This is a genomic window from Flavobacterium hauense (assembly GCF_054457175.1).
In genome coordinates this window covers 135,698-149,667 of sequence record NZ_JBTKVX010000002.1, presented here as the reverse complement: position 1 = coordinate 149,667, position 13,970 = coordinate 135,698, and the positions used below count along the sequence as shown (strand labels likewise).

Annotated in this window: 16 protein-coding genes; 11 read left to right on the top strand and 5 right to left on the bottom strand. The window is 41.9% G+C overall.

Translation table 11 applies throughout. The annotated features are described in order from the left end of the window. Nucleotides 1-60 precede the first annotated feature (60 nt). The 7 genes from ACX0HA_RS01830 to ACX0HA_RS01800 all read left to right on the top strand — a co-directional run bounded on the left by ACX0HA_RS01830 (nucleotide 61) and on the right by ACX0HA_RS01800 (nucleotide 6,010). On the top strand, nucleotides 61-855 hold the full coding sequence (locus ACX0HA_RS01830; RefSeq protein WP_458843561.1) for a patatin-like phospholipase family protein: 795 nt from the start codon (nucleotides 61-63) through the stop codon (nucleotides 853-855). An 80-nt stretch (nucleotides 856-935) separates the two neighbouring features. Next, complete coding sequence (gene pyrH / locus ACX0HA_RS01825) at nucleotides 936-1,643, top strand: UMP kinase (protein WP_458843560.1); 708 nt, start codon at nucleotides 936-938, stop codon at nucleotides 1,641-1,643. Nucleotides 1,644-1,666: 23 nt separating this feature from the next. Further along, complete coding sequence (frr, locus tag ACX0HA_RS01820; protein ID WP_458843559.1) at nucleotides 1,667-2,227, top strand: ribosome recycling factor; 561 nt, start codon at nucleotides 1,667-1,669, stop codon at nucleotides 2,225-2,227. A gap of 86 nt (nucleotides 2,228-2,313) precedes the next feature. After that, entirely contained in the window at nucleotides 2,314-2,559 is a 246-nt protein-coding gene (locus tag ACX0HA_RS01815) for a hypothetical protein (protein ID WP_458843558.1), read from the top strand. Beyond that, nucleotides 2,559-2,843 carry a type II toxin-antitoxin system RelE/ParE family toxin gene (locus tag ACX0HA_RS01810; protein ID WP_458843557.1) on the top strand — a complete coding sequence of 95 codons (285 nt, stop codon included), beginning with the start codon at nucleotides 2,559-2,561 and terminating at the stop codon, nucleotides 2,841-2,843. The genes ACX0HA_RS01815 and ACX0HA_RS01810 overlap by 1 nt, the downstream gene beginning before the upstream one ends. 15 nt (nucleotides 2,844-2,858) lie before the next feature. Beyond that, a complete protein-coding gene (locus ACX0HA_RS01805; protein ID WP_458843556.1) occupies nucleotides 2,859-5,366 on the top strand; it encodes a DUF5686 family protein in 2,508 nt (835 codons plus the stop codon). A 188-nt stretch (nucleotides 5,367-5,554) separates the two neighbouring features. After that, nucleotides 5,555-6,010, top strand: coding sequence for an endonuclease domain-containing protein (locus ACX0HA_RS01800; RefSeq protein WP_458843555.1), 456 nt, complete (start codon nucleotides 5,555-5,557; stop codon nucleotides 6,008-6,010). An 81-nt stretch (nucleotides 6,011-6,091) separates the two neighbouring features. Here the strand turns inward: ACX0HA_RS01800 and ACX0HA_RS01795 are convergent, their stop codons facing one another. After that, nucleotides 6,092-6,421 carry a DMT family transporter gene (locus ACX0HA_RS01795; protein ID WP_458843554.1) on the bottom strand — a complete coding sequence of 110 codons (330 nt, stop codon included), beginning with the start codon at nucleotides 6,419-6,421 and terminating at the stop codon, nucleotides 6,092-6,094. Between the two features lie 254 nt (nucleotides 6,422-6,675). On the opposite strand from ACX0HA_RS01795, the gene asnS reads away from it, so the two are divergent. The 4 genes from asnS (at nucleotide 6,676) to ACX0HA_RS01775 (ending at nucleotide 11,076) form a co-directional block, all read left to right on the top strand. Beyond that, on the top strand, nucleotides 6,676-8,109 hold the full coding sequence (asnS, locus tag ACX0HA_RS01790; protein ID WP_458843553.1) for an asparagine--tRNA ligase: 1,434 nt from the start codon (nucleotides 6,676-6,678) through the stop codon (nucleotides 8,107-8,109). A 99-nt stretch (nucleotides 8,110-8,208) separates the two neighbouring features. After that, nucleotides 8,209-8,865, top strand: a complete 657-nt coding sequence (locus ACX0HA_RS01785) for a hypothetical protein (RefSeq protein WP_458843552.1) — start codon at nucleotides 8,209-8,211, stop codon at nucleotides 8,863-8,865. 125 nt (nucleotides 8,866-8,990) lie between these two features. Then, on the top strand, nucleotides 8,991-10,457 hold the full coding sequence (gene rpoN / locus ACX0HA_RS01780) for an RNA polymerase factor sigma-54 (RefSeq protein WP_458843551.1): 1,467 nt from the start codon (nucleotides 8,991-8,993) through the stop codon (nucleotides 10,455-10,457). Nucleotides 10,458-10,461: 4 nt separating this feature from the next. Beyond that, nucleotides 10,462-11,076: a hypothetical protein gene (locus ACX0HA_RS01775; protein ID WP_458843550.1), complete on the top strand. Its 615-nt coding sequence runs from the start codon at nucleotides 10,462-10,464 to the stop codon at nucleotides 11,074-11,076. A 417-nt stretch (nucleotides 11,077-11,493) separates the two neighbouring features. On the opposite strand, the gene ACX0HA_RS01770 is transcribed toward ACX0HA_RS01775, so the two are convergent. From ACX0HA_RS01770 to ACX0HA_RS01755, 4 genes are all read right to left on the bottom strand, one after another. Next, a complete protein-coding gene (locus tag ACX0HA_RS01770) occupies nucleotides 11,494-11,952 on the bottom strand; it encodes a hypothetical protein (protein ID WP_458843549.1) in 459 nt (152 codons plus the stop codon). A gap of 110 nt (nucleotides 11,953-12,062) precedes the next feature. Beyond that, nucleotides 12,063-12,824 carry a type 1 glutamine amidotransferase domain-containing protein gene (locus ACX0HA_RS01765; protein ID WP_458843548.1) on the bottom strand — a complete coding sequence of 254 codons (762 nt, stop codon included), beginning with the start codon at nucleotides 12,822-12,824 and terminating at the stop codon, nucleotides 12,063-12,065. A gap of 94 nt (nucleotides 12,825-12,918) precedes the next feature. Further along, on the bottom strand, nucleotides 12,919-13,482 hold the full coding sequence (locus ACX0HA_RS01760) for a Crp/Fnr family transcriptional regulator (protein WP_458843547.1): 564 nt from the start codon (nucleotides 13,480-13,482) through the stop codon (nucleotides 12,919-12,921). A 96-nt stretch (nucleotides 13,483-13,578) separates the two neighbouring features. Continuing rightward, nucleotides 13,579-13,968, bottom strand: a complete 390-nt coding sequence (locus ACX0HA_RS01755; protein WP_458843651.1) for a RidA family protein — start codon at nucleotides 13,966-13,968, stop codon at nucleotides 13,579-13,581. Between the last annotated feature and the right edge of the window lie 2 nt (nucleotides 13,969-13,970).

The following is a 13,970-nucleotide window of genomic DNA, read 5'->3' as shown; positions in this document are numbered from 1 at the left end:
AGAAAAAAGTCAGGAGAGTTCAACAAAAAACTGTAAATTAGTCAGGTAAATTACTATGAAATGAAAATCGACGGGGGTTCTATAGGACTGGTACTTTCGGGTGGGGGCTCGAAAGGCATAGCTCATGCGGGCGTTTTAAAATATTTTGATGAGATAGGGCTTGAGCCTTCACATATTGCGGGTACAAGCTCGGGTGCCATTGTGTCGTCTTTATATGCCTGGGGCAAGCAGCCCGAGGAGATATTGGAATTCTTTAAATCGATATACTTTTTTCACTGGAAGCATTTTACCTTTCGCAAGGCGGGTTTTATTGACTCAGAAGCTTTCCGCGATTATTTCTATTCGGTTTTCAAAGACGCTACCCTTGGCGATATGCCCTATAAAATGCACCTTACTGCTACCGACCTCGTATCGGGCAAGCTGCGCATTTTTGGCCCGGAGACCAAGATCGCCGATGCTGTACTGGCATCATCGGCATTCCCCGGAATTATTTCTCCCTATGAGATTGACGGAAGATTATACAGTGACGGAGGAATCATCAATCATTTTCCTTCAGATATTCTGCAGGGACGCTGCGACAACCTGATAGGCATTTATGTGAGTCCGATACAAAAAATAAACGCGGGCGACCTTCGCACCATACGTTCGGTAACCACACGCGCCTACGATTTGCTATCGGCCAATACCAACATGCAGAAATTTACGCTATGTGACTGGGTAATAGCACCTGACGAACTGGCACTATACAGTACTTTTGAAACCAACAAGGCCAAAATGGACGAGATTTTCCAGATAGGTTATGAGGCTGCAAAAAAGTCGCACGGAGAACTGATCCCTGTCCATCCGCTGCCTTAAATAAAGGCTTATACAGAGTCATAAAATTGTATTTTACGAAAAACATTTATTACTATATTTGCACCAGTAAAAATTACCCTATGAAATACAACAGAATCCTGTTAAAGCTGAGTGGCGAAGCCCTGATGGGCGACAGGCAATATGGCATTGACCCTAAGAGGCTTGCCGAATATGCAGCGGAGATAAAGCAAATACATGAAAAAGGTGTTGAGATCGCTATCGTAATTGGTGGAGGAAATATTTTTAGGGGTGTATCGGGTGCCAGCAATGGCATGGACAGGGTTCAGGGAGACTATATGGGTATGCTTGCGACCGTAATTAACGGTATGGCATTGCAGGGAGCCCTGGAAGATGCAGGAATGCAGACACGTCTTCAGACTGCACTTAAGATTGAAGCTATTGCCGAACCATACATTAAAAGAAGAGCGGTGCGCCACCTTGAAAAAGGCAGGATCGTAATATTTGGAGCCGGAACGGGTAACCCATACTTTACTACCGATACGGCAGCCGTATTGAGAGGTGTAGAGGTTCACGCCGATGTTATCCTGAAAGGAACACGTGTAGACGGTATTTATACTGCCGACCCTGAGAAGGATCCTTCGGCTACAAAATATGACACGCTTACCTTTAACGATGTACTTGCAAAAGGCCTGAATGTAATGGACACTACAGCATTCACGCTTAGCCAGGAAAATGAACTGCCTATCATTGTGTTCGACATGAACAAAGAAGGCAACCTGATGAAAGTTTGCGAAGGCGAACTGGTAGGAACTACAGTAAACGTTTAATTTTTTATCATAAGAATTACACCATGGAAGAAATCGATTTTATCTTGGATAGCACTCAGGAATCAATGAACAATTCTATTGCGCATCTTGAAAAAGAATTCCTTAACATCCGTGCCGGAAAGGCATCACCGGCCATGCTTGGCGGTGTGTTTGTAGACTATTATGGCTCACAGACACCTCTTTCGCAGGTAGCAAACGTGAATGTGCCTGACGCAAGAACCATTACGGTTACGCCTTGGGAAAAAAGCATGCTTCAGCCAATCGAAAAAGCAATCATGATCGCTAACATTGGCTTTAACCCGATGAACAACGGTGATAACATCATCATTAACGTTCCGGCACTTACCGAGGAACGCAGGAGAGATCTTGTAAAACAGGCTAAAGTGGAAGCGGAAGATGCTAAGATCGGTATCAGGAACGTTCGTAAAGACGCTAATACCGACATCAAAAAACTGGAGAAAGACGGTGTATCTGAAGATGCCTGCAAAGGCGCAGAAGAAAGCGTTCAGGAACTTACCAACAGTTACATCAAGAAAATTGACGAGCTACTGGTACTGAAGGAAGCCGAAATCATGAAAGTATAAGTTCGAATCCGCCCATCGTGGCGGATTTTTTGTATATCATAAATTAGCGGAAAAGTCGTTATCTTTACATTATAAATACCATTGTCATGGATATAGCTGTAAAAAAACTGGAATTGATCGACTGGCTGATGCATCTGAAAGATGAAGCCAAATTAGAAAGACTGCTTGATTTTAAAGCAGAAATGGAAGAAGGCATAGTAGCTTACAGTGCAGTTGGCGTACCTATGGATATCAATCAGTATAAGGCTAAACTGGAAAAAGGATCAAATGATATAAAAAATGGCAATTATATGACTGATGATGAACTTGCCAATGATATGAAAAACTGGTAATGGCCGAAAAACTTTCTATAATATGGTCAAGTGAGGCCATCTCTGATTTAAAGTCTGTTTTTGTGCATTTGCAGGAATCAAATTCAAAAGAGACTTCATTAAAAATCAGAAGCGAAATCTTTAATGCTCCATATAATATAATCTTCCCTGAACAATACCAATCTGATGAATATCGCCGGGTTATCGTTCGCAATTACAAAATATATTATACCCATTTTAAAAAAAGGATACAAATAGTCGGCATATTCAACACTAGCAGGCATCCTTCTAAAATGAGAAGATAACTCTTCTTTTCAACTATGAGAATACTCACGTTTTTGCTTTTATTCTTTTCCCTGACAGGCCATGCACAATCGGCCATCACGGGTATTGTAAAAGACAGTAAAACTGAAACACCGCTACCCTTTGCTACCATTTACCAGCAAAACGGCAAGAGCATCATCGCTGATGTTGACGGCAAATTTGTAATCGAAAGAGCACCTGTTCACGAGATATTCACAGTTACCTATATTGGCTATGGCGAGCGTTCGTTTAAGATCACGCCGGGCAGGATATTCTATTCGGTAACACTGGAGGCAAAATCCGGGCAACTGCAGGAACTCGTAATTGATGGTGCCAATCCCGCCAATGAGATCATCAGGAAAGCAATTCGTGGAAAAGTGATCAATGACCCGCAGCAAAAGCTCAACAGCTTTAGCTACAAAACCTACGAACGCCTTATAGTAACTGCAAATCCGGATTCTATTGCCGGGAACCTGGATTCTATTTATGCCTACGAGAGAGCTGCTAAGATTTTCAAAAAAATAGACTCAACCGAATATAAGTTCAAAAAACTTATCGAGAAACGGCACATTTACCAAACCGAAAAAGTATCTGAATTCCTCTTCAACAAAAACCAGGGGCTTAAAGAGAATGTACTTGCTACACGCATGGCAGGATTCAAGCAGCCATTATATGAGTTCATTGGGCTGAAGCTGCAATCCTATTCCGTTTACACAAACGACATCGATATTCTCGAAACAAAATATGCCGGTCCACTGGCATCGAACGCACTCAAAGAATACCATTACAAGATACTCGACACAGTAGCTATAGACGGACGTGCTGCCTATATGCTGTATTTTACACCAAAGAACAAAAAGAAGAAAAAGAAACTTGACGGCATTATTTATCTTGACATGCAAAACTATGGTGTTGCAAAAGCGGTGTTCAGGGTAAAGAATGTGCTGGATGTAACTTCAACACATTTCTTTAGGTACGAAAAAGAAAAAGGCATTTGGTTCCCGGACAGGAAAACCCTGAAAATAGTTAAGGGAAACAATCAGGATGATATAAAAATACTGGGAGAAACCATTAAGTTTGACGCAGCAAGTACCGGCAAGCGTAAACGTGAAACCGAACCATCGGACCTTGTATATGTATATTCTGAAGCCGGTAATTTCGACAAGAAATTCGACAATCCCGTTACTATAAGGCGTGCAGGAGTAGCCATTGATATTACCAAAGAAGCCATAAACAGGCCCGAAGAATACTGGAATAATTTCCGCCCCGACACCCTTGACACCCGAAGCCTGACCACCTATACCGAAATGGACAGCCTTGTAGCCAAGGAAAACTGGGAGCAGATCATTATTAAAGGGAAACGTATCATCAACGGTTACTACCCCTTAGGGCCTTTTGACATCGACCTTCAGAAATTTATAAAGTACAATAACTATGAAGGTTTCAGGCCGGGACTAGGTTTTGTAACCAACAGCAAGTTTGCCGAAACGTTCAGGTTAAGCGGCTATGGTGCGTATGGTACCAAAGACGGTACCTTTAAGTACGGCATGGGTGCGGCAGTTCGTGTTGGCAACTTCTCTAACTCATGGATAGGGGCTTCTTACATGGATGATATTACCGAAATTGCGAGTACCTCATTTGCCACCGATAAAAAAGCATTTAAGATCTACGACCCAAGGTTCCTGAATCTTTTGACATTCTATAACCACCAGACCTACATGGCGTATATAGAAACAAAGATATTTCCAAAAACGGAGAGCCGCTGGCAGCTGGAGCGAAGCCGTATTGATCCTAAATTTGGCTATACCTATATTCCTGACGAGAAACCTTACTCGCTGTTTTACCTGACCATGGCAACAGTATCGGTACAATGGAATCCTTTCAGCGATTACATGCAGACACCGAATGGACGCATCGAAACCGAAAAACGCTTCCCTAAGTTTGCTTTTCAGTACACCCAGTCATTATCTGATGTACTTGACAGCGATTTCACCTTCAGCAAGCTCGATGCTAGGGCAGAATATGAGAAGAAGTACCTGAATGGCCAAAAAACATCGGCACTTATACAAGCCGGAATTGCCGTAGGCGATACTCCCCTGACGCACCTGTATAGTACCTCTCCCAACAACCTGAGTAAAGATGGGGTGCTGGCACGCGTGAATTTTGCAGGTAAGAACAGTTTCGAGACCATGTATTACAATGAGTTCTTCTCAAGCCGTTATGCCACAGCACAGCTGAGACATGCTTTCAGGAAGTTTACCATTTGGCGTTTCTTTAAAATGACTCCGGCACTGGTTACCCGTGCTGCCTGGGGTGCAATGCAGGATAAAAGTGATCATGTAGGCGCTGAATTCAACACCCTTGACGAAGGTTATTATGAAAGTGGCGTTGAGCTTAACGAACTGATAAATATTGCAGGGATTTCGGCAGGAATCTCATCATTTTATCGCTATGGCCCCTATCATCTGCCCCAATTTGAGAAGAATATCGCGGTAAAAGTTTCGATTGGTTTTAGTTTGTTTTAAATCGTAAGGACGTACTCCTGCAAGGTCTTTGAGACCTTGTAGGTATCATTCAACATTTGATCCAAACCTACAAGGTTTTGAAAACCTTGCAGGTTAACCCACAACTAATGCGACGATACAAACTTCAGCCCTATTATCGATAACTATGTGAACTCTCCAAAAGAAAATATATTTTCTAAATTTGACATATGGATGACGTAAACAACTTACAAGATGGCCTCACCCCCGACCCCTCTCCAAAGGAGAGGGGAGCGAAACCGTCTCCCGGGTATATGACTGTTGATAACCTAAAGGCTAAAGAACTTATTCAACTTGGTAAAAATAATCGCAAAGGAGCTACACTGAGTGAAACCATACTTTGGAATTATATAAGAAATCGTAAACTTGGAGAAAAATTCCGTAGGCAACATGCAATTGGAGCTTACATACCTGACTTTGTTTGCCTGGAAAAAAGATTAATCGTGGAAGTAGATGGAGATTATCATAATACCCCTCAACAAATGGAACTTGACGAGAACAGAACTTTAGAACTCGAACAAAAACATTTGTTTAAGGTAATACGATTTAGGAACGAAGAAGTTTTGAAAGACATAAATACTGTTTTAGAAAAGATCAAAACAGCATTGTCTGAAAGAAGATTATAGCAATTACAGGCTCATTAAAAACAACCCTCGAAGTTCCTTCCCCTCTCCTTTGGAGAGGGGCCAGGGGTGAGGCCAAAAATTCTAATGCGACGATACAAATTTCAGCCCAATTATCGAAGCTATAAGTGTAGCAAGGAAGAACAACCTCCAGAAATCTGACGGTTCTTTAAAAACAAAGATTCCCATAAGGACAGTGCCTACTGCTCCAACACCAGTCCATACTGCATAGGCAGTACCTATAGGCAGGGTCTGTGTCGCTTTATACAGCAATATCATACTAATGGTCAGGCATACAAAAAAGCCACCCATCCAGTAGTTAGAAATAGCACCCGTGGTTTCTTTGGCCTTGCCAAGGCACGAGGCGAAACCTACTTCAAACAATCCGGCGATAATAAGTAATATCCAGTTCATTACAGTTAAATTTTATGCAAAGATAAGACTCATGAACCCCGCTGCATTTTACATTTGTTAAATTGTATTGCGCCTCTCGGAGTCATCTGCTATTCGAAATAATATGGCCAATAACAAATTTGTAAAAATTAGTGTAATTCATGGCTGATATTAAATACACCTTTTTACGCTTTTTACTACATTTGCAGGCATTTGCATCCTGTGGCATAAATCACGGGGCATTTTCCATAAAAACAAAGTTTAAATCTTAAAAAATGAAACACACAAAAGTTAAAGACCTGCTGAACAGCGCGAAGCCTGTTGATGATGTATTAGTAAAAGGATGGGTAAGAACTTTTAGGAATAATCAGTTTATAGCCCTCAATGACGGATCTACTATAAATAATATCCAGTGTGTAGTTGACTTTGAAAATACACCCGCAGACACTTTAAAACGCATAACAACCGGTGCCGCTGTAGCTATTAAGGGTAACCTTACCGAGAGCCAGGGCGCAGGACAAAAATATGAGGTACAGGCTAAAAGCGTAGAAATTCTTGGAGACTCTGATCCTGAGAAATTCCCTATGCAGCCTAAAAAACACTCTTTGGAGTTTTTACGTGAGAATGCCCACCTACGTGTGCGTACTAACGTGTTTGGTGCAATCATGAGGGTACGCTCGGTACTATCATTTGCGATTCACCAGTACTTCCAGGAAAAAGGATTCGTATATGTGAACACGCCTATCATCACCGGTTCTGATGCTGAGGGTGCAGGCGAAATGTTCCAGGTTACGTCGCTTCCGGTAGGCAACCCGCCACTGAATGAAGAGGGTAAAGTAGATTACAAACAGGATTTCTTCGGAAAGGAAACCAACCTTACCGTATCAGGCCAGCTGGAAGGTGAGACTTTTGCAATGGCATTAGGTCAGATCTATACGTTTGGACCAACTTTCCGTGCTGAGAACTCTAACACCTCGCGCCACCTTGCAGAATTCTGGATGGTAGAGCCTGAAGTTGCTTTTAACAACCTTGATGACAACATGGATCTTGCTGAGGATTTCATCCAATACGTAATCAAATATGCGCTTGACCGTTGCCAGGACGACCTTAAATTCCTTGACCAGCGCCTTGCCGATGAAGAGAAGCAAAAACCGACAGCAGAGCGCAGCGAAATGGGCTTATTAGAGAAACTTCAGTTTGTACTGGAGAACAACTTTAAGCGTGTGAGCTATACAGAGGCTATCGACATCCTTATGAGCTCTAAGCCAAATAAGAACAAAAAATTCAACTATATCATTGAAGAATGGGGTGCTGACCTGCAAAGTGAGCACGAGCGTTTCTTAGTTGAGAAACACTTTAAATGCCCGGTAATTCTATACGATTACCCTGCAAAGATCAAAGCATTCTATATGAGATTAAATGATGACAAGAAAACCGTTCGCGCCATGGATATCCTTTTCCCTGGGATTGGTGAGATCGTTGGAGGATCTGAAAGAGAAGAGCGCCTTGACGTGCTTCTTGAGAAGATCGCCGAGCTTGGCATCGACGAAAAAGAACTATGGTGGTACCTTGATACCCGCCGTTTTGGTAGTGCAACACACGCGGGCTTCGGACTTGGTTTTGAGCGCCTTGTATTGTTCGTAACCGGTATGGGTAACATCCGTGACGTGATTCCTTTCCCAAGGACACCGCAGAACGCAGAATTTTAATTTTCTCAGTAGTGAGAATTGAGATAATAGTATTGAGAAAGCCTTGCAGTAATGTAAGGCTTTTTTGTTTATTTTTATTCATAACTCTAACCTTATAAAATGATAGAAGAACTTATTAAAAGAACAAACCTTTACGAATTTTATCACGATTGCGATTTTAAGCTTGAATCATATAATTATAACGCGCCTAAGCAAATCTTCAGCGTTACAACATCTATCAACCAAATAAGCTATGATCATTTTGTTGAGTATGAGGAATGGAAAATTACTTGTATAAATACTGAAAGGGTTTCCGGTTTTGATTTTGATATAATGATGCCCTATATCAAAATGAGAATTATTGAAAACCATCCATTGCTATGGCTTTATCACGATGACGAACTCTATTGTGAAATATCAGGGACACCAAAAGACTTTAATCAATTTGTTTATCAGTTAGTACATCTACTCGAAGCCGAAACAGGCGGATGGTTATCATTTCATGACATTTTCCGTGGATTTATGAATCTCGCTCACAAAGGGAAGTTTACATCAAAAATATCTTTCCCATTGGCAAAAAATCTTGACACAATTTGCAAAGAACAAAATTTAATCTTTAAAATTGTTGAACGCTCATCGGGTGAAGACAAAGGATATGCAGATAAACCAAATGCTAAACTCCTGATGTTCGGCAATTCGGATGTAAGCCCGTATGAATATAATCTGGGGCAATCTTATGTAATTGCGGAAGAATTTATCGCCGAAAGAATTAAATAACTACGAACCGATATTCATCAAAAATTATACCTCATCTTCACCTTATTATAATTTTATCTAAAAAGGCTTAGCAATTGCGACCTGTTTTTTGTAATTTTATACTGTAAAAATGACCGCGTTTACTTATGCTTAAGCAGAACTTACAATTAAAACTATCCCAGAAATTATCGCCACAGCAAATCCAGCTGATGAAGCTGATACAATTGCCTACGCAGGCATTTGAGCAACGGCTTAAAGAAGAAATGGTAGAAAATCCTGCCCTCGAGACAGGAAAGGAAGATGAATACGAAAAAGACGAGTACGATACTACTGAGGATTTTGATGATTATGACGACTATGATAACGAACGCATTGATGCCGACGAGATAAACATAGACGAATACCTGAGCGATGACGAAATTCCGGGATATAAGACGCAATCCAACAACTACAGCGACGACGATGAGGACCGTAGCATGCCGTTTGCAGCTCCGATTAGCTTTCACCAAAACCTTATCGACCAGCTGAATACCTTTATCCTTAGTGATGACGAACGTGAGATTGCCGAATTCCTTGTGGGAAGCATTGACGACATGGGCTACATCCGCCGAAGCATCCCCGATATTGTAGACGACATGGCCTTTACACAGGGCATTTACACCGACGAAAAGACTACCGAACGCATACTTCACATCATCCACGAACTGGAGCCTTCGGGCGTTGGCGCACGCGACCTGCAGGAATGCCTTTTATTACAACTAAAGCACAGGACTCCTACCGCCGCGGTAGACCTTGCCATAGATATACTGGAGCACCAGTTCGATGCTTTTACCAAAAAACACTACGACAAGCTGCTTCAGAAATACGATATCTCACAAGACCAGCTGCGTGCTGCGATTGACGAGATCGAAAGGTTGAACCCTAAACCGGGAGGCACTTATGAAAGCAGCAACAGAACCGTGGAACACGTGGTGCCCGACTTTGCCATACGTATTGTGGACGGTGAACTGGAACTGACCCTTAACGGACGAAATGCTCCCGAACTGCACGTTTCTAAGGATTACCAGGAAATGCTGCAAACCTATAAAGACAGCCGCGAAAAGAACAATGCCCAAAAGGATGCTGTACAGTTCATCAAACAAAAGCTGGATTCGGCAAAATGGTTCATCGATGCCATCAGGCAGCGTCAGGAAACCCTGTTCGTGACCATGAATGCCATCATGCACTATCAGGAAGAGTACTTCCTTGACGGTGAAGAAGCTAAGCTGAAACCGATGATCCTTAAAGATATTGCCGATATGGTGGGTCTTGATATTTCTACCGTTTCGCGTGTAGCCAACAGCAAGTATGTAGAAACACCTTATGGTACCAAACTAATCAAGGAATTCTTCTCTGAAGCCATGAAAAATGACCAGGGAGAAGACGTATCGACCATTGAGATCAAGAAGATACTGGAAACTGTTATCAGCGAAGAAGACAAGCGCAAGCCGCTTCCTGACGACAAGCTTGCCGAAATACTGAAAGACAAAGGTTACCCTATTGCAAGGCGAACGATTGCAAAATACCGTGAGCAGCTTGATATTCCTGTAGCGAGGATGAGGAAGAAAATATAAACGCATGAAGAAATTCCTGGCGATATTCTCTTACCTCTTTCATCCGTTATTCGTACCGGTCTATGCTACGTTGTTTTATTTTGTGGTCGCCAACAGCTTTTTCTACGAGCACGAAATTTACCTTGCCTTTATCCAGATACTGATACTTACGGTTTTGCTTCCGATGTCGGTATTTTATCTCATCCGCTCATTAGGCAAGATGAAATCAAAGCTTCCCAATGCCAAAGAACGGAGGCTGCCACTGGCCATTTATGCCCTGCTTATTTTGTTTCTCATAAAATATAGCTTGTCTATAATAGTGATTCCCGAGCTGTATTATTACTTTACGGGAGTGCTTATCAGCACCGTAATTACGTTGGCTCTTGTATTGGCTAACCAAAGCCCGAGCCTGCACACAATGGCTGTAGCTTCACTCACTGTTTTTGTAATAGGCATCTCATCCTATTATCATATCACCTACCTGTACTTCATCGCCTTTTTAATAATCTGCACAGGAATTGTTGGCTCTTCGCGCATGGCGGCACGATCGCACAGGCTGAGCGAAGTACTGCTTGGTGCACTCATTGGCATAGTCCCACAGGTAGCGCTTTGGTTTGTATGGTTAGTGCCGGCGGTTTAAAAGCCGAGGGCGTTGCCAACGGTTACTCTATCTGAATCTTTCAGGTTCTCATGCCGTCATTCTGAGGTCGGTACTTCAATTTCATTCATTCCCTACGGGAAATAATCATAACCCGATAACTTTTTCTACCAACATTAAATCGCTACGCGATAAACTACTCATTGAGGTTTCCCGTTAGGGAAATAATGTTGGTAGCTATGAATTAGAATACGGAAAGCTTTCCCGTAGGGAATGAATAGAGATTGCCACGTTGTACCTCCTCGCAATGACAATACATGTTGCAATTGCTATGAACTAAGTGAAATGGAGTCGAAGAATCCTGTCTTTTAATAACATACTCCTTAAACATTTAAAAAGGAAACTGCTTCTCACACACTTATAAGCATGAGAACTCCCCACGCTGGCGTGATATAACCACTAGTTAAATTTTACAGCAGTCCCGGCGACACCACTATCCGCTAATTTCCTAAAGAAAGGGATTTTGTATATAATCACCGGGCTTAGCAATGTTGACAGGATAATGATATAGAAAAACGATCTCGCTAAATAATCTTTTGTATCGGGCATAAAGATAAAACCATACAACAATGAAATGAACACATACATGCTGCAGTTAATAATCATTAATTGCATGACTCTGTTTTTAAGATTCAACTCTCTGCCAAGCACGGAAAAGATGCCTATTGAGAAAACAAAGTAAAACATCAACCTCATTATTCCCAAAAAAGCATAATCCGAAAACATCATTATTACTTTTCTTTGATTAAATCCACTATCATCAGCAATGGTATACAGGAAGCCTATAACAAAGCTCAGCAGCGTTTCCGTTATTAAAAAAGCCAAAAGCAAAACCACAATCGAAAATATTTTCTTCATCGTAAACGTAAGATTTATCTTCATCTAAGATACTGAATTCATCAAACAAAAGACAAACAAAAAAGCCCTCACACTCTCGCATGAAGGCTCATTCACTTAAGCACCATTATTTATTTCTTTTTCAATTCAGCTAATATGGCCTCACCTACCGCTTTAGCTGATTGTGGGTTTTGTCCCGTAACTACTCTTTGATCAGTTACTACATGTTGCTGCCACATCCCTGATTTCTCAAATTTGGCACCGTGGGCTTTCAGTCCGTCTTCTAATAAGAACGGCACTACTTTAGTAAGCCCTACAGCTTCTTCTTCCTCATTGGTAAAGGCATTTATCTTTTTACCGTCAATAAGGTACTTACCGTTGGACAATTTGATATTTACCAATCCCGCAGGACCGTGACATACGGCTCCAACGATTCCGCCTTTCTCATACACGGCAGCGGCAATCTTTTGCAGTTCAGTATTATCGGCAAAATCCCACATGGCACCGTGTCCGCCTGCATAGTAAATAGCAGCATAGTCGGCAGGATTGACCTGTGATGGCTTCAGGGTGTTCTCTATTTTGTTGTGGTATTCGGTATTCTCCCAAAATTCCTTATTCACAGGGTCTTTAAGGTCAAAACCGTCAACAGGGGCTTTACCGCCTTTCGGACTTACAAAATCAATCTCATATCCGGCTTTGTGCAGCACTTCCCAAGGATGTGATGCCTCGCCAAGGTAAAAGCCTGTCGGTTCGCCCGTACTTCCTTTTTTGTCGTGGCTCGTTACCACAAACAGAATTTTCTTTTTGCCCATGTTCTTCGATTTTTTAGCCTGTGCCAATGCCGGTACAGTACTTATTAATAGTATCGCTATAACTTTTGCTATGTTATTCATTTTATAATGATTGAAAATTATAGCACAAAGTTCGGGAGAAAGAGACAAACGGCGTTTGATCTACATCACAAATATGATGTGACCTGCATCACGCTTATGAAGAAAGCCTGCTCAATGTTTCTCGGGTAACGCCAAGGTAAGAGGCCAGCAGGGTTTTAGGAACCCTCTGAAAAAGTGAAGGATATTGTGCTAGTAATTGCTCATAGCGTTCTTTGGCACTCGTAGTAAGCAGGGATAGAATACGCTGCTGCAAGCCCACATAGCCAAAGTTGGATTTCCTCCTGAAAAAATGTTCAGCCTTATGGAGCCCGGCACAAAGCTTTTCGGAATTTTCCTGCGAAAGGTACAGCACCTCGGTATCTTCAAGGCAGTCAAGGGATAATGTAGCAGGAGTATGGAAATGATAAGCCTGGTAGTCACTCACCCACCAGTCTTCCATCGCAAACTGCATGATGTGCTCTTTGCCTGCAGCATCGGTATGTACAAGCTTTAAAAGACCCGAGACCACAAAATAAGAATGGTTAACAGCGTCACCTTCCTGAATGAGAAACTGGTGTTTTTTGAGCTTTTTTGAAGTAAAATGGGAGAGCACGAACGCAAACTCGTCATCGGTAAGCGATACGATCTTTTCTATATGTTCCCGAAGCTTTTTGCTCATATAAGATTATCCTGTCTTACAAAGGTGCAAAAGTTTACCGCTAACACCAAAAAATAAACGCCATGCTTTACACATGGCGCTATATAAGATTTTGTTTTATTTTACAACCGTGGCTTCAAGTTCTACCTTTAAGGTTTCGAAAAGGGTTTTTACCTCTAAGAGTGTAGTCGCCTGCTTTATGCCGTGTTTAGCGATCCAATCCTGAAAGATAGGGAAATGAGGCCAGAGCTCTTCAGTTGAAGTAGTGTATATGCTTAACCTCACAATATTTTTAGGCTCGTAACCTGCATGACTGATAACTTTCTCTAAATTCGCTATTGCTTCTTCCAGCTGACTTTTCATATTGGCATTACTGGATGTGCCGTCGGCATGCACTGCCGCCTGGCCCGAAACATATAATGTCCCTTGTACATTCTTTACCTCAACAGCTTGTACATAGCTGCGTTCGTCCTGCCATTTCCAGGGACTGAATTCTCTTTTTTCCATTT